Below are 18,469 nucleotides of genomic sequence, written 5' to 3'. Positions count from 1 at the left end.
ACGAACCCGCAACGACGACCCCGCAACAACGAACGGAAGTGACGAACGCGCCATGTGGTCCCTGCACCGCCATGCCTTCACCGCGATGGCCTCGCCCAACGAGATCGTGCTCGGCGGCGTGGCGGCGGACCGGGCCGCCGACGCCTGCGAGGCCGCCGAGGCCGAGGTGCGCCGCATCGAGCGCAAGTACTCGCGCTACCGCGAGGACAGCGTGATCTCCGCGATCAATGCGCGCGCCGGCCGCAACGCCGTCGCCGTCGACGAGGAGACGGCACAGCTGCTGAACTTCGCCGCCGAGCTGCATCGGCAGAGCGACGGTCTCTTCGACATCACCAGCGGCTGCCTGCGCCGTGCCTGGGACTTCAAGGCCGCGCGCGAGCCCACGCCCGATGCCCTGGCGCTGCAGCTTCAACGCATCGGCTGGCACCGCGTGCAGTGGGACGGCCGGGCGATCGCGCTGCCGCAGCCGGGCATGGAGATCGACTTCGGCGGCATCGGCAAGGAGTACGCCGCCGACCGCGCGGTCGCCGCCTTGCGCGGACTCGGGCTGCGGCACGGCTTCGTCAACCTCGGCGGCGACATCCGGGTCATCGGTCCGCGCCCCGACGACCAGCCCTGGGTCTTCGCGATCCGGCATCCCCGCCGCGAGGACGAGGTCTGCGCCCGCATCCCGCTCAGCGACGGCGCGCTCGCCACCAGCGGCGACTACGAGCGCTTCTTCATCACCCCCGACGGCCGGCGCTGCTGCCACATCCTCGATCCGCGCAGCGGCCAGCCGGTGCGCCACTGGCAGGCCGTCAGCGTCGTCGCGCCGTTGTGCGTCGCGGCCGGCGCGCTGGCCACGATGGCCATGCTGATCGGCACCCAGGCGCCCTCGCGGCTGAGCACGCCGGGCGTCGGATTCCTGCTCGTCGACGCCGACGGCCACGTTCGCACGCACGACCCCGAACAACTGCTTCAACCTCTGACTTCGCCATGAGACTCCTCGCCACCTTCCTCGCCGGTGCGGCGGCCGCGTTCGCGCTGGCCGTCACCGTTCCCCCTTCCGCGCATGCGGCGGCCGAAGAGCCCGCGTTCCTCGAGCCGGCCCAGGCCTTCCCGGGCCGGGCCCGCGTCGAGCTGCCCCCGGACGGCGCGGCCGCAGGCCAAGGCGCGGCCGCGGTGATCGTCGATTCAACGTCGCCGCCGGCTATCACCTGTACCGCGAGCGCTTCGCCATCGAGGCGGAAGGCGCGACGCTGCCCGCGCCGGGCCTGCCGGCCGGCAAGGCGGTCTTCGATCCCAACTTCAACAAGACGATGACGCTGTGGGCCGATGCCATCCGCGTCGTGCAGCCGTTGCCGCAGGGCGTCGCGCCGAAGGCGCTGACGGTGCGCTATCAAGGCTGCGCGGATCGCGGGCTCTGCTACCCGCCGCAGCAGGCGCTGGTGCATCTGGAGCGAGGCGGCGACGGCGTGCTGAAGGCGCGCTGGGAGGCGCAGCCGGACGCGTTGTCCGCGCCCCTCGAGGACACTGCCTCGACGGGGACCGGAAGCTCGGCCACGCCGGCTGTTTCGACGTCCTCGACGGCCACCGCGACATCGGCCGCGGCCTCGAATTCGACGGCATCGACCTCCGCCGCCGCCGACCAGGCGCCCGTCGACAGCAGCGCCGCCGCGCTCCAGTCGGGCAGCCTGCTGCGCGTGGTCGGCATGTTCCTGCTCGGCGGCCTGCTGCTGTCCTTCACGCCCTGCGTGCTGCCGATGCTCCCGATCCTGTCGTCGATCATCGTCGGCCAGGGCGCGCCGGTCTCGCGGGCGCGCGGCTTCTCGCTAGCCGTCGCGTACTCGCTGGGCATGGCGATGGTCTACACGAGTGCCGGCGTCGTCGCCGGCCTGCTCGGCTCGGGCTTCGCCGCCGCGCTGCAGAACCCCTGGGTGCTGGGCAGCTTCGCGCTGCTGCTCTCGGTGCTGGCGCTGTCGATGTTCGGGGTCTGGGAATTCCAGATGCCGGGCTTCATCCAGGACCGCGTCAACAACGCCTCCAACCGCATCAAGGGCGGCCGCCACGTCGGCGTGTTCCTGATGGGCGGGCTGTCGGCGCTGCTGGTGGGCCCCTGCGTCGCGGCCCCGCTGGCCGGCGCGCTGGTCTACATCAGCCAGACCCGCGACGTGGTGCTGGGCGGCTCCGCGCTGTTCGCGCTGGCCTGCGGCATGAGCGTGCCGCTGCTGCTGCTGGGGTTGTCCGCCGGCACGCTGCTGCCGCGCGCGGGCCGCTGGATGGAACACGTGAAGACCTTCTTCGGCCTGCTGCTGATCGCGGTCGCGCTGTGGCTGGTGTCGCCGGTGCTGCCGACGGGCGCGCTGATGTTCCTGATCGGCGCGGTCGCACTGGTCGCGGCGATCTGCCTGGGCGCGTTCGAGTCCGGCCGGCCGCGCGCCCTCAAGGCGGGCGGCGCGCTGGTGGCGCTGTGGTCCGCCGCGATGATCGGCGGCGCGCTCTCCGGCGGCGACAGCGTGCTGATGCCGCTGCGCCATCTGGCGCGGAGTTCCGCGGGTGCCCTGCCGCTCGCCAGCGCCGAGGCCGCGTCGCGCGGCACGCCGGCGCCGGCCTTCGAGCGCATCACGACGGTGGCGCAGCTCGATGCGGCCCTCGCGTCGACGGACCGTCCCGTGATGCTGGACTTCTACGCGGACTGGTGCGTCGCCTGCAAGGAGATGGAACACCTCACCTTCTCCGACCCCGCGATCGCCACGCGGCTGCGCAATGCGCGCCTGCTGCAGGCCGACGTGACCGCGAACAGCGCCGAGGCGAAGGCGCTGCTCAAGCGCTTCCAGCTGTTCGGCCCGCCGGGGATCCTGTTCTTCGACGCGCAGGGGAAGGAGCTGGCCGCCGCCCGCACGATCGGCTTCCTGCCCGCCGACGAATTCGCCCAGCGCCTGGACCGCGCCAGGCTGTGACCCTCGCAGACCTGACCCCAGGGACGAAACCGGCAGCACCGACCTGCACCGACCGGTACCCCCCAGCACCGAGCAGAACCGACATGAGCCTCGTACAACGACACACCGCCCTGCTGATCCTCGGCTCCGGCCCCGCGGGCTACACCGCGGCGCTCTACGCCGCCCGCGCGAACCTGAAGCCGCTGCTCGTCACCGGCATGGCCCAAGGGGGTCAGTTGATGACCACGACCGAAGTGGACAACTGGCCCGCCGACGTGATGGGCGTGCAAGGTCCCGAGCTGATGCAGCGCTTCCAGCAGCACGCCGAGCGTTTCCAGACCGAGATCGTCTTCGACCACATCAACAGCGTCGACTTCTCCAAGCGTCCGTTCACGCTCACCGGCGACAGCGCGGTCTACACGGCCGACGCGGTGATCCTGGCCACCGGCGCTTCCGCGCAATACCTGGGACTGCCGTCGGAAGCATCGTTCATGGGCCGCGGCGTCAGCGCCTGCGCGACCTGCGACGGCTTCTTCTATCGCGAGCAGGAAGTCTGCGTCGTCGGCGGCGGCAATACCGCGGTGGAGGAAGCGCTGTACCTGTCCAACATCGCCAGCAAGGTCCACCTGATCCACCGCCGCGACAAGTTCCGCGCCGAGCCGATCCTGGTCGACAAGCTGATGGACAAGGTCAAGGCCGGCAAGATCGAACTGCACGTGTTCCACACGCTGGACGAGGTGCTGGGCGATGCGAGCGGCGTGACTGGCGTGCGCATCAAGAGCACGCAGGACGGCACGACCACCGACATCAAGCTGCAGGGCTGCTTCATCGCGATCGGTCACAAGCCCAACACCGAGATCTTCCGCGGACAGGTCGAGCTGCGCGACGGCTACGTGCTGACGCGCAGCGGCTCGGAGGGCTTCTTCACGATGACGAGCGTGCCGGGCGTGTTCGCCGCCGGCGACGTGCAGGACCACGTCTATCGCCAGGCCATCACCAGCGCGGGCACCGGTTGCATGGCGGCGCTCGACGCGCAGCGCTTCCTGGAGCAGCAGTCGGGCTGAGCCTTCAGAACGACCACGCCACGCCGGCGACCCAGCGCTGCAGCGACGGGTCGCCGCGCTGCGGCAGCGAGCTGTACAAGCGCGCGGCGCTGAAGCGCCAGTCCCCGACGGTGTAGGCCAGCCCGGCATTGGCGAAGCGGTACGAGCCGCTGCCATGCCCCCGAATTGGAGACCATGCCCCAGCCCACGTCCGCGGCCAGCGCATCGACGAGGCGGCGATGCCAGGTCAGCTCGGCGATGGTCGCGCCGCGATGGCCCAGGTAGCCCCACGACGAGTAAGCGGCCAGGTCCGGCGACACCGACACCGTCGCCCCCCATTGCCCCCACGCGGGGGTGTCCCAGAGCCCGCCGAGCGACAGCTCGCTGTAGCGCAGCCGGTTCGCGTTGACGCCGCCGGCGTAGGCGTAATGGGCGCCGGACAGCGTGACGACGCGGCGGTCGTCGATCTGCCACCAGCGGGTCGCGGAGACGACGGCTTCTGCCTTCGCCCCGTTGGACATGTGCATCGTGCCGAGACCGAGGCCGAGGCTCCAATTGCGGTCGTCGCGGTAGTAGAGGTCGGCGGTGGCGCCCGGATGGTCGCCGCTGAGGCTGTTGCCGCGCGAGACGCGTTCCGTCACGGCCGACAGCGTGCCGCCCCAGTTCTGTGCGGCGGCCGCCCCCGACGCGATGAGGCCCGCCGCCAGGAGGGCGAGGGCTCGAGCAGGATTTTTTCGGGGCATGGCAACCATCGGCGGCGATTCTGGCACCCATGAGGGACACTTCTGCAGAAATCAGTCGCCCATGTTTCAACCTGTTCCGAATGAAGCGGACACGGCCGCCGAGTCGCGTCTGCGTGCCTGGTTGCAGGCCGCCTCGGCCGGCGACCGGTCGGCTTTCGAGCAGCTGTACCGGCACTGCCAACCGCGGCTGTCGCGTTTCGTGCTGCGCAGTTGCGGGCGGCCGGACCTGGCCGAGGAGGTCGTCAACGACACCTTGTGGATCGTGTGGCGGACCGCGGGCAATTTCCGCGGCGAGTCGCGGGTCTCGACCTGGATCCACGGCATCGCCTACCGCTGCATGCTGAAGGCGCTGCGCGACGGCGTGACGGCGCAGGAGATCAACGCCTCCTCGGTGAGCGAGGCGGAGCTGGCGATGGCCGAGCCCTCGGTCAACGAGTCCGCCGACCGCGAGTTGCGCGACTGGGTGATGCGGGGGCTGGCCGCCTTGCCGGTGGAACAGCGGGTGACGCTGGAACTGGCGTACTACCTGGGCGAGACCTGCGAGGACATCGCCCGCATCATGAATTGCGCCACCGGCACCGTGAAGGCCCGCATGTTCCATGCGCGCGTCCGGCTGCGCAACGTGCTGCCCGAGCTGGGCGGCGAAGACCGCCCGGCCAGCGGCACCGAAGGACCGACCCGATGACTTCCCACGACGACGCCCCCTCCGACCCCACGGGACTGCCTGCCGGCGATCCGGCGATGGGTCAGCCGAACGAGCACCGCCAGGTGTGGGACGCGATCGCGTGGGTCGTGGCCGGCACGGCGACGCCCGAGCAGCGCCGCCTGGTGCAGGCGCATCTGCCGCACTGCGCGCATTGCCGCGATGAGCTGGAACTCCAGCGCAACATCCATCGCGGCATGCAGGACGCGCGTTCGGCGAACGCCGCGGGTGCCGCGGGTGAAGTGGGCGCGGCGGCCAGCGAGGCCGAGGAGGCCTCGATCCAGGCCGGCCTCGACCGCCTCTGGGCGCGCGATCGCGACGCGGGTCCGGCGACGCCGGTGGAAGGACGACGCGGTGCCTCGGCCAACGACGGCGGATCGCGCACGACGCGCTGGCTGACGGCGGCGGTGGCGGTGCAGGCGGTGGCGATGTGCGTGCTCGGACTGCGCCTGTGGAGCGACGGCCATCCGCCGGCCGACTATGTGACGCTGAGCCAGCCGGCCGCGTTGCCCGCCGGCGCGGTCGTGAGGCTGGTGCCGGAAGAGCGTGTGGACATGGGCCGGCTGCGGCAGGTGCTGACGCACCACGGCCTGAGGATCGTCGGCGCGGACGAGGACGCGAGCAGCCTGCTGCTGGCGCCGCTGCAGCCGGCGCCGGTGGCGGCCGTGCCCGCGATGGTGGAACGCCTGCGCGCGGAGCCGGGCGTGCTGCTCGCGGAGCCGGTCGGCGCCGCGGCGCCGGGACGCTGAGCGATGCCATCGGCGATCGCGCGCCGCCTGCGGACCGTCGGCCCCATCGCGCTGGCCATCCTGGTCGCCGCGCTGGCGTCCGCGAGTCCGACCCGTGCGGCCGAGGGCGGCGGCGACGCGTCCGCCGCTGCCATCACCGCTGCGGCACCTTCGCCGGCGAAGGCGCCCTCTGACGCCCGTCTGATCATCCTGGCCGTCGAGGACCGCGGCGAGCCGCTGCCCGGCGCCGGCGGGTCGGCGCGCGGCGACTATCGCCGGATGGCAGGCTACGCCGGCAGCGCGCGGGCCCTGGCGATGTCGGAGGCGCTCGCGCGCGAGTACGGACTGCGCGAGCAGTCCGCATGGACCATCGCGCCGCTGAACCTGCGCTGCATGCTCTATGCGCTCGGCGCGGGCGATGACGCTGACGCGGTGCTGGCGCGGCTGCGCCAGGACGCCCGCGTCAAGCTGGCACAGCCGCTCAACGAATTCGAGACGCTGAACGACCCCGCGCCGGAAGCGCCGGTGCCTTCGCCGTCTTCACTGTCGTCGCCGTCTTCGCCGTCTGCACCGGCGTCCCCGCCCGCCTCTGCGCTGGGAGCATCCGCGCCGATCTCGCTCTACAACGATCCCTACTTCGGCCTGCAGAAGGGCTTCCAGCAGATGTCCGCGGCGGCGCTGCAGCAGGTGAGCGTCGGCGCGCGGGTGAAGGTCGCGGTGATCGACACCGGCGTCGACGCGCGGCATCCGGATCTGCTCGGCCAGGTGTCGGGTCAGCGGGACTACGTCGCCGGCGGCGGCGCGCTGGTCGATGCCGTGCCGGAGCGCCACGGCACCGAAGTGATGGGCCTCATCGTGGCGAAGGTGAACAACCACCAGGGCATCGTCGGCGTCGCGCCGGGCGCCGTGGTGACGAGCTATCGCGCGTGCTGGACGGACGCCGCGCGGGCGGGCGCCGGCCCGGCAGCGGGCCCGGCGCCGGCGCGCTGCAACTCCTTCACGCTGGCGCAGGCGCTCGGCGCGGCGATCGCGGACGGCGCCGAGGTGATCAACCTCAGCCTGGGCGGTCCGAGCGATCCGCTGCTGACGAAGCTCGCGCAGCACGCCTTGTCGCGCGGCGCGGTGCTGGTGGCGGCGGCGCCGCCGGGGCGGCTCGGCAAGGGCTTTCCGAGCGAGGTGCCCGGCGCGCTGGTCGTGGCCAGCACGGGCGAGGCCGCGGGCTCCGAAGGCTGGCTCGCCGCGCCCGGCCGATCGGTCCTGACGACGGTGCCGGGCGGCGGCTACGACATCGATGCCGGCAGCTCGCTGGCCGCGGCGCACGCGACCGGCGTGATCGCGCTGCTGCGCGCGGCGGCGCCGGGCGCGGACGCAGAGCGGCTCAAACGCGCGCTGCTGGGCTCGATGGGCGTGTCCGGCTCGATCAATGCCTGCGCGGCGGCGCGGGCGCTCGGCGTGGCGGGCCTGCGTTGCGACGCACCGGCGCGCGGCCTGCCCTGATCCGTGATCCTGGCCTGATCGGGCGTCCCCTCGATGAGGGATTCGCTTGCGCGGCGATCTCCGTAGGCTTCGGCGTGCCACACGCACCCAGGGAGCTCCGCATGACCACGTCGTCGCCGTCCTTCGATGTCTCGCAGCTGATCGGCTGGCCCTTCCGGGCGTTGACGCTGGCGCCGAGCCAGCTGACCCAGCCCATCCTGCCCATCACCTACAACATCAACGCGTTCAATTCGAGCGCGCCGCAGACCGAGGCCCGCATCGTCTCGCAGCACAGCTACGGGCGGCAGCTCGGCCGGCTGTCCGACGCGGTGCAGGCCTTGATGGACGTGCTGTATCCGGAGGGCGCGCCCGATGGCCCGAACGGGCCCCTCGCGCGCTTCGAGCAATTGCGCGAGGACATCGAGGCGCTCAAGGCCGATGGCGCGGAGGACCGGCTGGAGCGGGTCGCGCAGGATCTGAAGACCTTGCGGGCCACCGATCCCGATCGCTTCGAACGCGTCCGGAAGACACTGGCGCACGCGCTGCGGGACTGAACCGGACGGACGCCCGACGTGGCGTCACATGATCGGGCTACGCTGGGGGATCCCATGACCGTGAAGGCGGCGATGTACCCAGGCGAGCGCTTGAACGCCGGCACCCATCTCCTGGGGCTGCTGGCGGCCCTTCCCGCCGTCGCGTGGCTGGCGCATCAGGCGCTGGGCACGGGCAGCGGCCGGCGCTTCGCCGTCGCCTGCATCTTCGGCGCGGCCCTGATCGCGCTGTTCGCGGCCTCCACGCTCTGCCACAGCACCCGGGGTCGGCGGCAACGCCTGTGGGTCCGTCTGGACCATTGCGCGATCTTCCTGCTGATCGCCGGGACGATGACGCCGTTCGCGGTCCTGACCGGCGACGGCTGGTGGCGGTGGGTGGCCCTGGCGAGCATCTGGATCGTGTCGCTGTGGGGCATCCGGCGCACGGTGTGGGGCGATGTCGAACGGCCGATGCTCAAGGTCTACCTGGCGATGGGCTGGCTGGCCACGATGGTGTGCATCCCCGCTCTGCAGGAACTGCCGGTGGCCTGCGTGACGCTGTTCGTCGCCGGTGCCGGCGCGTACACCGCCGGCACCTACTTCTTCGCCAACCCGGGCTGCAGTCGTCACGCCCACGGCATCTGGCACCTGTTCGTCGTGGTGGGCAGCGGCTGTCACTTTGGCGCAGTGGCGCACTGCGTGCTCGCGTAGCGGCGTCGTCCGCCGCGCTGCTCAGCGCAGGTAACCCGACACGCCATCCCACAGCAACTTGATGGCGGTGACCACCAGCAAGGCGTAGCAGGCCCTGTACATCTGGCGCTGATCCAGCCTGGCATGCAGGCGCCACCCCAGCCAGACGCCCGAGGGGATGGCCAGCAGGCAGATCGCCATCAGGCTCCAGACGGCGCCGGCCGGCTTGGCCAGCATCAGCCACGGGGCCGCCTCGAGCAGGTTGCCGACCGTGAAGAACAGGCTGGTCGTGCCCGCATAGACCTGCTTGCTCAAGCCGAGCGGCAGCAGATAGATCGCCAGGGGCGGTCCGCCCGAGTGCGCGACCATGGTGGTGATCCCCGACGTCAGCCCCGCGGCGACGGCCTTGCGCGGCGACCGCGGCTGCACCACCACCTCGCCGCCTCGCACGAACCACAGGCCGACGAACACCAGCGTGATCACCGCCATCAGGATGGCGATCGCGCGATGGTCCAGCACGCGGAACAGCAGGTAACCCGCCCCGATGCCCACCACCAGACCGGGAACGAGCAGCTGCAGGTCCGGCCTGGACCAGGTCGACGGCTTCCAGTAGCGCAGGCTGAAGAGGTCCATCGCGATGAACAGCGGCGCGAGCAGGCCGCCCGCGGTCACCGGGTCCATCACGATCGACAGCAGCGGGATGCCGACGATGGCGAAGCCGCCGCCGAAGGCGCCCTTCATGAAGCAGATCAGGAAGACGCCGGCGAAGGCGACCAGGATGGTGGTGGCGGTCAGTTCCATGGGGTCGTCCTGGATCGCTCGTTCATTGCATTGAAGAAATTGTCATGGGTGCGTCGGGGGCGCGGCGACATCAGGCGTACCGCGCCTCCATGGCCGCGATCGCCGCGGCCAAGGCGTTCCTCAAGGTGCCACGGCCCACGCTGCCAAGCAGGAGACCCAGCAGCCGGCCCTTGAGGTTGCGGCCTTCGCGGACGACGACCGCCTCCAGCCGTGTCCTGCCGCCCGCCAACGGATGGAAGGTGTAGCTGTGTCCCGACCGGCCGCCCCAGACATTCGAATCCATCGTTGTCAGCACGACGCGGGTCGGGACGGACCAGTCGTAGTGCAGCCGCTCCCAGAGGCTGGGCGAGCCCTCGGTGACGACCGCCTGCGTGCGCCCCTGACGATGCACCCGCAGGAAGTCGTCGGTGCTGAAGCGGAAGATCTTCGACCGACCCGGACCGAAATCCGTGAGCCCGGCGATGAACTGCTCCGGCGTCAGCGTGGTGTCGAATTGGAATTTCAGTGTTGCCATCGTCGGCGCTCCTTGTCGCGAGAACGTCCTGATAACGTCCATGCATCGAAGACTACGGAGGCCGCCGCCGCCTGCCATCCGACTGGTTCGGCATCGACGCCTCGTTCCAAAGTCGCAGACGGTCCCGGCCTGCCGCCGGCCGACCGTTCGATGCAGCCGGCACTTCGACGAAGGTCGGATGGCGCGTGCCCGTTCCTTGCGAAGAATGGGCGTCGAGTTCCGACGAGCATGACGATGAACACCAGCGACCACCTCCTCCTCGTCCACGGCGATCGCGCGCAGCGCGAGCAGCTGAAGGCCTACTTCGAGCAACACGGGATGCACGTGACGGCGGTCGCGACCGGACGTCATCTGCGCGCGGCGCTCGAGCAGTCGGGCCCGTTCGACCTGATCGTGCTCGACCTCGAACTGCCCGGCGACGACGGGCTGAACCTCTGCCGCGAACTGCGCGGCGGCAAGCACCGGACGATGCCCATCCTCATGCTCTCCGCGCGCGGCGACGAAGTGGACCGGATCCTCGGGCTGGAGATGGGCGCCGACGACTACCTGGTCAAGCCGGTCGCGCAACGCGAGCTGCTGGCGCGCGTCCGCGCCGTCCTGCGACGCACCCGCATGCTGCCGCCCAACATGCGGTCGACCGACACGGTCCCGCGCCTGGCGTTCGGCACCTGGAAGCTCGACACCGTCGAGCGCCACCTGCTCGACGACCAGGAGTCGATGGTGGATCTGAGCGGCGCCGAGTACCGGCTGCTGCGCGTGTTCCTCGACCATCCACAGCGCGTGCTCAGCCGCGACCAGCTGCTCGGCCTCACGCAGGGTCGCCCGACGGAGCCCTTCGAGCGCTCGATCGACCTGCTGGTCAGCCGCCTGCGCCTGCGCCTGCGGGACGACGCGCGCGAACCCCGCTACATCAAGACGGTGCGCAGCGCGGGGTACGTGCTCTCGATGGCGGTTGCGCCCTGCGCCTGAACGCGCAATGACAAGGCGCCGCACGAGGGCGACGCCTTGTCGGGCGCTCAGACAGCGCTCAGCGCAGGCTGGCGAAGCCCGTGCGCAGCTCGCGGACGAAGACCTCGGTCTGCTCCCACGCCGCGAAGTGCCCGCCCTTGTCCAGGCGGTTGAAGTGGATGAGCTGCTTGTAGGCGCGCTCCGCCCAGCTGCGCGGCGCGGCGTAGATCTCGTCGGGGAACACGCTGACCGCGACGGGGATCGCGACCTGCTTGATCGCGAAGAACTCCAGCTTGTTCTCCCAGTAGAGCCGGGCCGAGGACACCGCCGTCTTCGTGAGCCAGTACAGCATCACGTTGTCGAGGATGTCGTCGCGCGTGAGTCCCTCGGCCTGACCGTCGAACACGCGGGCGATCAGCGCCTGGCTGCGGGCATCGTGGTCGAGCATCCAGGCTGCCAGGCCGATCGGCGAGTCCTCCAGCGCATAGAGCGTCTGAGGCCGGTTGGACATCTCGAGCGCGTAACCCAGGCCGTGCTTGAAGAAGTCGTCGAGCTGGTCGAAGGCCTGCTGCTCGTCGGTCGACAGTCCCGCCGGCGCGGGCTCGCCGAGCTTCAGCGCGCGGGCCACGTCGGGCGGCAGCGTCGCCGGCATGTTGACGTGGATGCCGATCAGCCCGGGCGGCGTGAGCAAGGCCATCTGCTCCGTGACCGCGTCGCCCCAGTCGCCGCCCTGGGCCACGTAGCGTGGTGTAGCCGAGGCGGCGCATCAGCTCGACCCAGGCGCGGGCGATGCGCACGGGATCCCAGCCGGTCGTCCGCGGTTTGCCTGAGAAGCCGTGGCCCGGCAGGGACGGGATCACCACGTCGAACGCGTCTTCCGCGCGGCCGCCATGCGCCGTCGGATCGGTCAGCGGCTCGATCAGCTTGAGCTGCTCGACGACCGAGCCCGGCCAGCCGTGCGTCACGATCACCGGCAGCGCGTTCGCATGTTTCGAGCGCACATGGATGAAGTGGATCTCCACGCCGTCGATGGTCGTGACGAACTGGGGATGACGGTTGAGGCGCGCTTCGAGACGCCGCCAGTCGTAGCCGTGCGTCCAGTAGCGGGCCAACTGCTGCATGGTCCTCAGCCGGACACCCTGAGACGCGTCGGTGACGGTCTCCGGCGTGGGCCAGCGCATCGATGCGATGCGCCGGCGCAGGTCGGCCAGATCCGCGCGCGCAAAGCTGGCGCGGAACGGGCGGATCGCCGTGCTGTCGCCGATGGCGGCGCCCTTCAGCGCAGCCGCATGGGCGCTGGCGGGCAGCCAGGGCAAGGCCATGTTGGAAGCGCCGACGACGGCGGCCGCCGCAAGCAGGCGGCGTCGGCTCGGGTATGTGTTCATGCTTGGTGGGTCCTCGGGAGTTCGGAGCCGCTAGGCTCGCGGATCCCGAGGGAGACCACATCCGACCTGACGCCGTCCGCCGCTGCGACCGAAGTCGTAGGCGGAACTGAACCCTCAGCCGCGCCGCAGGTGCTCGTGGCGCTCGAACAGGTCCACGGTCCAGTCGATGAAGACCCGCACCTTGGCGCTGAGGTAGCGGTTCGGCGCATAGAGGACGTGCACGGGGCTCTCGTCGGGATGCCACTCGTCGAGCAGCGACACCAGCCGTCCGTCCAGGACCGCCGCATCGATCGTGTAGCACGGCGCCTGGATCAGTCCCAATCCGGCGAGCCCCGCCGCCAGGTAGGCATTCGTGTCGTTGACGACGAGCGTGTGCTCGAGCGTGAAGCGGTGCTGGACCTCGCCCCGCGTGAAGCGGAACGGCTGCACGCGCCCGCCCGATCCGCCCGCCAGCCCGACGGTGGGATAGAAGGGGACCTCTTCCGGAGACGTCGGCGTGCCGTGCTCGTCGAGGAAGGCCGGCGTCGCGCAAGTGGCGAAGCGGAAGCCGCCGATGCGCCTCGCGACGAGGAACTGCTCGCTGACCTCCCCCGCGCGGATCACGCAGTCGACACCTTCCGCGACCAGGTCCGTGTGGCGGTTGCCCACCCCCAGCTCGATCTTCACGTCCGGATAGGCACGCCGGAAATCGCCGAGCGCCGGCACGAGCACCATCGTCGCGATCGCCGCGGGCACGTCGACACGCACGGTGCCGACCGGTTTCGCGCTCGACTGGCGGGTCGAGGACTCGATGTCGGCCAGATCCGACAACAGCCGCACGACACGTTCGTAGTAGGTCGCGCCCTCGGCCGTCACGGTGACGGCGCGGGTCGTCCGGTGCAGCAGGAGCACCTTCAGGTCCTGCTCCAGGCTCTGGATCTGGCGCGTCACGCTCGCGTTGGGCAGGGAGAGCGACTCCGCGGCCTTGGTGAAGTTGCCGGCCTCGACGACACGGACGAAGGCGTTCATTGCAGCGATCCGATCCATGGGGACCTCCGGACTCTCATGTGCGCGAACTCGATTAGATCGCCGCGGCGATCTTTGTCGAGATCACAAAAGCACTTTGGCGGTCAGCGTCTTGCTGCGCGGGGGGCTCCACTTCTAGAGTCGGCGCCATGACACCCCGTCGGCCGATGCCGGCGGCGCCAAGCATTCCGACCACTTCGCCAGGCAAGTCCATGATGTTCCCGTCCCAACCGCCCCATGTCACGACGCTCCGTTCCACGACGCCCCGGATCCGCGTCCTGGTCATGCATCCGGATCCCCTGCTCTGCGTGGGCATCACCACCGCGCTCGGGGAGCACGGCGGCATCGACGTGTTCAAGGACGGCGTCGACGAGCGGCGGCAGGATCCGCCCATCGACGTCGTGGTCTCGGACCTGCAGGACGCCCTGCGGCTCGCGGCGCCGGGACAGCGCGCCCTGCAGGGCCTGGACGGCGCACGGGTCGTCGCCCTGACCAGCCACGGGCGCGAGGCCGACATCCGCGGTGCGATCGAGGCGGGCGTGCATGGCTACCTGCTGCTCGGCGGCCCGCTCAGCGAGCTGGTCGAAGGCGTGACCGCGGCGGCGCGCGGTCAGCGTTATCTGGGACTGACCGTGGCGCAGCGCATGGCCGACAGCCTGACGCGCACGGCGCTGACCTCGCGCGAAACGGAGGTGCTGCGTCTCGTGGCCGCCGGCGAGTCGAACAAGACGATCGCGCGCTCCCTGGACATCGAGCTCGGCACGGTCAAGTCGCACGTGGGCGCCATCATGAGCAAGCTCGGCGCCAACTCGCGCACCCATGCGGCGGCCATCGCGCTGGCACGCGGCCTGGCGAACGATTTCGCGCCCATCGCGTAGCGCGGCGGGCATCGGCGGATCGCGCTTGTACCGCCATGTATCGCGCGTCGGCGCGCATACAGGCTCTTGCTGAAAGCACGGGGCGGGGACAAACCCCAGATACCTGCGACGGATGAAATCCATCCCACGCCAACCCCAACCCTTCACTGGAGTCCGACATGACCACCGCCACGTCCCGCACCTTGTTCGCCGCCACCCTCATCGCCGCGACGCTCGCCGCCATCGCGCAACCCGCCGCCGCGCAGACCGCCGCGCTCCCCCGCGTGCAGGTCCAGGCCGACCTGATCCGCGCCCACGCGGCCGGCGACAACGGCGACTGGAAAGAGGACGCGCCGTTCTCGCGCACCAGCGACGTGGGCACGCCGCGCACGCGCGCCGAGGTGCTGGCCGAACTGGCCGCCGCGCAAGCGAGCGGCGAGCTCCAGCGCTCGCAGCGCGACAACTACGAACCCGCGCTGACCGGCACGCCCAAGACCCGGCAGCAGGTCCGGGCGGAGACGTCCGAAGCGCGTCGCCTGGGTCTGCTGGACACCCAGGGGAATGACGGCCTCGTGATCGCGACACCCGAGCAGCTCGCCCGCGTCGAGGCGGCCGGCCAACGCGCGCTCCTCGTGACCACGGCCAGCGCCAGCCAGTCGAAGTGACACTATTTGTCGCGTCTGATGTCAGACGTGACAAAACCTGACCCTGCCCCTCGATCCGCACATCGCGCAAATACCTCTTTGGGATTAGGGTCAGGCGTCGCGCGCTCGCGTTTTGCAACGCTGACCGCACTCTGTGACCAACCGCAACCGGCACGCTCTCTGCTTGAACGGGGTGAAAGTCCACCCGGGTCAGGCGTTCGTGCGCGCTCCCCGGGTGTCTCGTTCTACGGACCTGCAGGAGCGCCATGCGCCACAACATTTCAGAGGCTGACCCGACGTCGGCATGCCCTTCCCCGCGAAACCCCTGGGGAATCGTCTTCAGCGCCGTCGTCGCCCTGAGCGCCGTCGGCACGCTGGCAGGTTGTGGTGGTGGTGGCGGCGGCTCGGACGCGGGCGGCAGCCCGCCGGTGTCCGGCGCGCCGGCACCCGCGCCGGCGCCCGGTCCGGCCCCCGCGCCTCCGGCGTCCGCGCCCGTCGGCGACGAACCCGAACTGCCTCCGCCCGCGCCCGCGCCGCCAAGCCTGCCCACCGGCGGCGACAGCGGCAGCCCCACGACGCCCGCGCTGCCCCCGTCGCTGCAATCGCCCACCGGCCTGGACATCAGCAAGCCCGGCAAGGCCATCACCGGCATCACGGCGACGTCCAGCGCGCTGGAGAACAACGGCGACACCGCCCAGAAGACGCTCGACGGCGACCTGAACACGCGCTGGGCCAGCGCCTTCGACGACAAGGCCTGGATCCAGTTCGACTTCGGCACCAAGACGCCGGTCGGCTACATGAAGCTGGTGTGGCAGAACGCGTATGGCAAGGAGTACGCGATCCAGGTCTCCGATGACGGCCAGACCTGGTACCAGCTGCGCTACGTGGCCGGCGGCAAGGGCGGGACGGAAGAGTTCTTCAACCTGAACGCCAACGCGCGCTACGTGCGCCTGCAGGGCGTGGCCCGCGGCACGCAGTACGGCTACTCGCTGCTCGAGGTCAGCTTCAGTTCGCCCGGCAGCGACAACACGCTGCCGATGCTCACCGCCTCGGCCGTGCCGACGCCGCCCGCGAACAGCACCGTGGTCACGCCGGCGACGCCGCCCACGCTGGAGCAGGTGCAGTTCACGCTGCCCGACGGCACGCTGGTGACGCGCTTCGGCTTCGTGGGCCGCTCGCGCCATGGACGCGAGCGCGGCGAGGACTGGAACGAGATCGGCTTCGGCCCCAATGACACCGTGGATGCCAACGGCAAGCCGCAGGACAAGGGCCCGGGCGCGTACCTGAACTTCATCGCCAACTACTTCAAGAACCGCACCTGGGGCGTCGAGTTCATCGACAACAGCCGCGTGGCCGGCGTCACCAAGCCGAGCATCATCGTCAACCAGTACTACCAGCAGGCGCAGCGCGGCGGCGGTCATTCCTTCTTCCGCCGCATCGATGATCCCAACGTCACCGGCTACGGCTGGATGTCGCCGGGTCGGCTGCTGGACAACACCACCTACACGGACGGATTCGTCGACAAGACCTCCTGCCCGGTGGTGCCCAAGCCGCCCGAAGGCGCACTGGCCCGGCCCACCACGGGCTACGGCGGCATCGTCGGCGCGAACGACGGCTGCTCCGTGGTGCTGGACAACGTGCCCGGTCACTCGGACCTGGCGCCCAATGCCAACGGCGTGATGGTGCCCAACGGCGTCAACATCCCGTCGCGCAACCTCAAGGTGGGCGACGCGATCGAGTTCACCGGCTCGTTCTTCTCCAGCCGCGCGGCGATGGACGCGATCCAGGACAACGGCAACTTCCGCTACTACACCAACGAGGTGACCTATGTGGTGGGCAGCGGCCTGCGTCCGCAGTACGGCATCCAGCCGCGGCTGAACAACGCACCGCTGCCGGTCGAGACGCTGTCGGGCGGCACGGGGTCGATCTCCTACGACTACGCGGACAACTCGACCTTCATGTTCCAGCAGCCGAATACGCAGATCGGCATGAAGAACATGCAGACCTTCGTCGAGGGCCGGCGCTGGTTCCACACCAACATGTGGACCGGCGATCACAACGAGCAGGGCAACGATCGCAACACCGACGCGGTGAAGCTGCAGGGTCCGCGCTTCAACCAGACCAACTGCTTCGGCTGCCACATCAACAACGGCCGCAGCCTGGCGCCGCAGGTGCTCAACCAGCGCCTGGACACCATGGCCGTGCGCGTGGCCGCGCTGGACGGCAACGGCAAGCAGCTGCCCCACCCGGTCTACGGCGAGGCCGTGCAGATGAACGCCCGCTCGCTCAGCACCGGTGCGGCGCAGGACTGGGGCAACGGCGTGCGCGTCGCCGGCTTCGACACGAAGAACGTCACGCTGGCCGACGGCACCGTCGTGACCTTGAGCAAGCCCAAGGTCAGCTTCGACGGCCCGACGCCGACGGTGTACTCGCTGCGCAGCGCGCAGCCCGTGATCGGCATGGGTCTGCTGGAGGCGGTCACCGACGCGGACATCCTGTCGCGGGTGCGCAGCACGCCGGACGAGGACGGTGTGAAGGGTCAGGCCAACCTGGTCTACGACCCGGAGACCGGCGCCGTGCGCGTGGGTCGCTACGGCTGGAAGGCGGCCAAGGTGAGCCTGCGTCACCAGACGGCCAATGCGCTGCTGCTGGACATGTCGGTCACGTCCCCGGTCTACCCGAACCGCGACTGCCTGGCCGGCCCGGCCCAGTGCAACAACAAGAAGGTGGAAAAGGGCGTGTCCGAGGCCGAGCTGCAGCTGCTCTCGCGCTACGTGGCTCAGCTGGGCGTGCCGGCGCAGCGCAGCGTGGTCAGCGGCTTCCCGAAGGGCGTGACGCCGCTGTCCTATCTGGACGTGGATCCGGTGAAGGTCGCGGCGGGATCGAAGGTGTTCTCCACCATCCGTTGCACGGCCTGCCACATCGCCGAGATGAAGACGGGCGCGGGCACCGAGCTGGCCGAGATGCGCAACCAGACCATCAAGCCCTACACCGACCTGCTGCTGCATGACATGGGCAGCGAGCTGGCCGACAACTTCGCCGAATCGCAGGCGAGCGGCAGCCAGTGGCGCACGTCGGCCCTGTGGGGCATCGGGTACACCGAGCGCGTGGCGGGCACCGGCGTGAAAGTCGGCTATCTGCACGATGGCCGCGCTCGCACGCTGACCGAGGCGGTGCTGTGGCACGGCGGCGAAGGCGACGCCAGCCGTCAGCGCTTCGTCAAGCTGAGCACGGCGGACCGGGAGGCCCTGCTGGCGTTCCTCAACTCGCTCTAAGGGTCGGACGGGGAGGCGACTCCCCCGCCCAGGCGACGGCCTGGTGCGCAACTCGCAGCGGGAGACGCTCATGGCGTCTTCGAGCTCGGGGGCGCACCAGGCCGATTTCATTTGATCAGCCTCCTCGTCACGCACTCGCGTCGGGCGGGTGTTTGTTGTTCGTCGTCAAGGACTGACCCTTTGGAGGGACGTGCTTCCCCCATTGCTCC

16 protein-coding genes and 1 pseudogene are annotated in these 18,469 nt (G+C 70.4%); 12 read left to right on the top strand and 5 right to left on the bottom strand.

The features are described 5' to 3' along the window. Positions 1 to 52: 52 nt before the first annotated feature. The 3 genes from ACFJIX_RS09200 to trxB all read left to right on the top strand — a co-directional run bounded on the left by ACFJIX_RS09200 (position 53) and on the right by trxB (position 3,982). Positions 53 to 979, top strand: a complete 927-nt coding sequence (locus ACFJIX_RS09200; protein WP_377159321.1) for an FAD:protein FMN transferase — start codon at positions 53 to 55, stop codon at positions 977 to 979. A 217-nt stretch (positions 980 to 1,196) separates the two neighbouring features. Further along, a complete protein-coding gene (gene dsbD, locus ACFJIX_RS09195; RefSeq protein WP_377161692.1) occupies positions 1,197 to 2,939 on the top strand; it encodes a protein-disulfide reductase DsbD in 1,743 nt (580 codons plus the stop codon). A gap of 83 nt (positions 2,940 to 3,022) precedes the next feature. Next, the gene (trxB, locus tag ACFJIX_RS09190; protein ID WP_377159318.1) at positions 3,023 to 3,982 is read left to right on the top strand and encodes a thioredoxin-disulfide reductase; all 960 of its coding nucleotides are present in this window, start codon (positions 3,023 to 3,025) and stop codon (positions 3,980 to 3,982) included. Here the strand turns inward: trxB and ACFJIX_RS09185 are convergent. Then, positions 3,898 to 4,704 (bottom strand): hypothetical protein, encoded by an 807-nt coding sequence (locus ACFJIX_RS09185; protein ID WP_377159316.1) that lies wholly within the window; start codon positions 4,702 to 4,704, stop codon positions 3,898 to 3,900. The genes trxB and ACFJIX_RS09185 overlap by 85 nt on opposite strands. A 61-nt stretch (positions 4,705 to 4,765) precedes the next feature. On the opposite strand from ACFJIX_RS09185, the gene ACFJIX_RS09180 reads away from it, so the two are divergent. The 5 genes from ACFJIX_RS09180 to ACFJIX_RS09160 all read left to right on the top strand — a co-directional run bounded on the left by ACFJIX_RS09180 (position 4,766) and on the right by ACFJIX_RS09160 (position 8,852). Further along, complete coding sequence (locus ACFJIX_RS09180) at positions 4,766 to 5,389, top strand: RNA polymerase sigma factor (RefSeq protein WP_377159314.1); 624 nt, start codon at positions 4,766 to 4,768, stop codon at positions 5,387 to 5,389. Next, the gene (locus ACFJIX_RS09175) at positions 5,386 to 6,156 is read left to right on the top strand and encodes a zf-HC2 domain-containing protein (protein WP_377159312.1); all 771 of its coding nucleotides are present in this window, start codon (positions 5,386 to 5,388) and stop codon (positions 6,154 to 6,156) included. Before ACFJIX_RS09180 ends, ACFJIX_RS09175 begins: the two co-directional genes overlap by 4 nt. A 3-nt stretch (positions 6,157 to 6,159) precedes the next feature. Continuing rightward, on the top strand, positions 6,160 to 7,632 hold the full coding sequence (locus tag ACFJIX_RS09170) for a S8 family serine peptidase (protein WP_377159310.1): 1,473 nt from the start codon (positions 6,160 to 6,162) through the stop codon (positions 7,630 to 7,632). 101 nt (positions 7,633 to 7,733) lie between these two features. Next, complete coding sequence (locus ACFJIX_RS09165) at positions 7,734 to 8,165, top strand: hypothetical protein (protein ID WP_377159308.1); 432 nt, start codon at positions 7,734 to 7,736, stop codon at positions 8,163 to 8,165. Positions 8,166 to 8,219: 54 nt separating this feature from the next. Next, entirely contained in the window at positions 8,220 to 8,852 is a 633-nt protein-coding gene (locus ACFJIX_RS09160; protein ID WP_377159306.1) for a hemolysin III family protein, read from the top strand. A gap of 21 nt (positions 8,853 to 8,873) precedes the next feature. On the opposite strand, the gene ACFJIX_RS09155 is transcribed toward ACFJIX_RS09160, so the two are convergent. Together ACFJIX_RS09155 and ACFJIX_RS09150 are read right to left on the bottom strand one after the other, a co-directional pair. Further along, positions 8,874 to 9,632, bottom strand: coding sequence for a sulfite exporter TauE/SafE family protein (locus ACFJIX_RS09155; protein WP_377159304.1), 759 nt, complete (start codon positions 9,630 to 9,632; stop codon positions 8,874 to 8,876). Between the two features lie 70 nt (positions 9,633 to 9,702). Further along, positions 9,703 to 10,146 (bottom strand): hypothetical protein, encoded by a 444-nt coding sequence (locus ACFJIX_RS09150; RefSeq protein ID WP_377159302.1) that lies wholly within the window; start codon positions 10,144 to 10,146, stop codon positions 9,703 to 9,705. Positions 10,147 to 10,380: 234 nt separating this feature from the next. On the opposite strand from ACFJIX_RS09150, the gene ACFJIX_RS09145 reads away from it, so the two are divergent. Beyond that, positions 10,381 to 11,115, top strand: a complete 735-nt coding sequence (locus ACFJIX_RS09145; RefSeq protein WP_377159300.1) for a response regulator — start codon at positions 10,381 to 10,383, stop codon at positions 11,113 to 11,115. A gap of 58 nt (positions 11,116 to 11,173) precedes the next feature. On the opposite strand, the pseudogene ACFJIX_RS09140 reads toward ACFJIX_RS09145, so the two are convergent. Then, positions 11,174 to 12,479: pseudogene (locus tag ACFJIX_RS09140) on the bottom strand (epoxide hydrolase family protein). Positions 12,480 to 12,593: 114 nt separating this feature from the next. Then, a complete protein-coding gene (locus tag ACFJIX_RS09135) occupies positions 12,594 to 13,487 on the bottom strand; it encodes a LysR substrate-binding domain-containing protein (protein ID WP_377159298.1) in 894 nt (297 codons plus the stop codon). Between the two features lie 281 nt (positions 13,488 to 13,768). Here ACFJIX_RS09135 and ACFJIX_RS09130 point away from each other — a divergent pair, with 281 nt between their 5' ends. From ACFJIX_RS09130 to ACFJIX_RS09120, 3 genes are all read left to right on the top strand, one after another. Further along, the gene (locus ACFJIX_RS09130; RefSeq protein WP_377159296.1) at positions 13,769 to 14,362 is read left to right on the top strand and encodes a LuxR C-terminal-related transcriptional regulator; all 594 of its coding nucleotides are present in this window, start codon (positions 13,769 to 13,771) and stop codon (positions 14,360 to 14,362) included. Positions 14,363 to 14,520: 158 nt separating this feature from the next. After that, positions 14,521 to 15,006 (top strand): hypothetical protein, encoded by a 486-nt coding sequence (locus ACFJIX_RS09125; protein ID WP_377159294.1) that lies wholly within the window; start codon positions 14,521 to 14,523, stop codon positions 15,004 to 15,006. A 245-nt stretch (positions 15,007 to 15,251) separates the two neighbouring features. Next, positions 15,252 to 18,260, top strand: a complete 3,009-nt coding sequence (locus ACFJIX_RS09120; protein WP_377159292.1) for a di-heme oxidoredictase family protein — start codon at positions 15,252 to 15,254, stop codon at positions 18,258 to 18,260. The last annotated feature ends 209 nt before the right edge of the window (positions 18,261 to 18,469 follow it).

It is taken from the genome of Roseateles sp. UC29_93, from assembly GCF_042695725.1.
Taxonomy (GTDB): Bacteria; Pseudomonadota; Gammaproteobacteria; order Burkholderiales; family Burkholderiaceae_C; genus Roseateles; species Roseateles noduli_A.
Note: the sequence above shows the minus strand (reverse complement) of the source record. Positions and strands in the feature narration are given on the sequence as shown.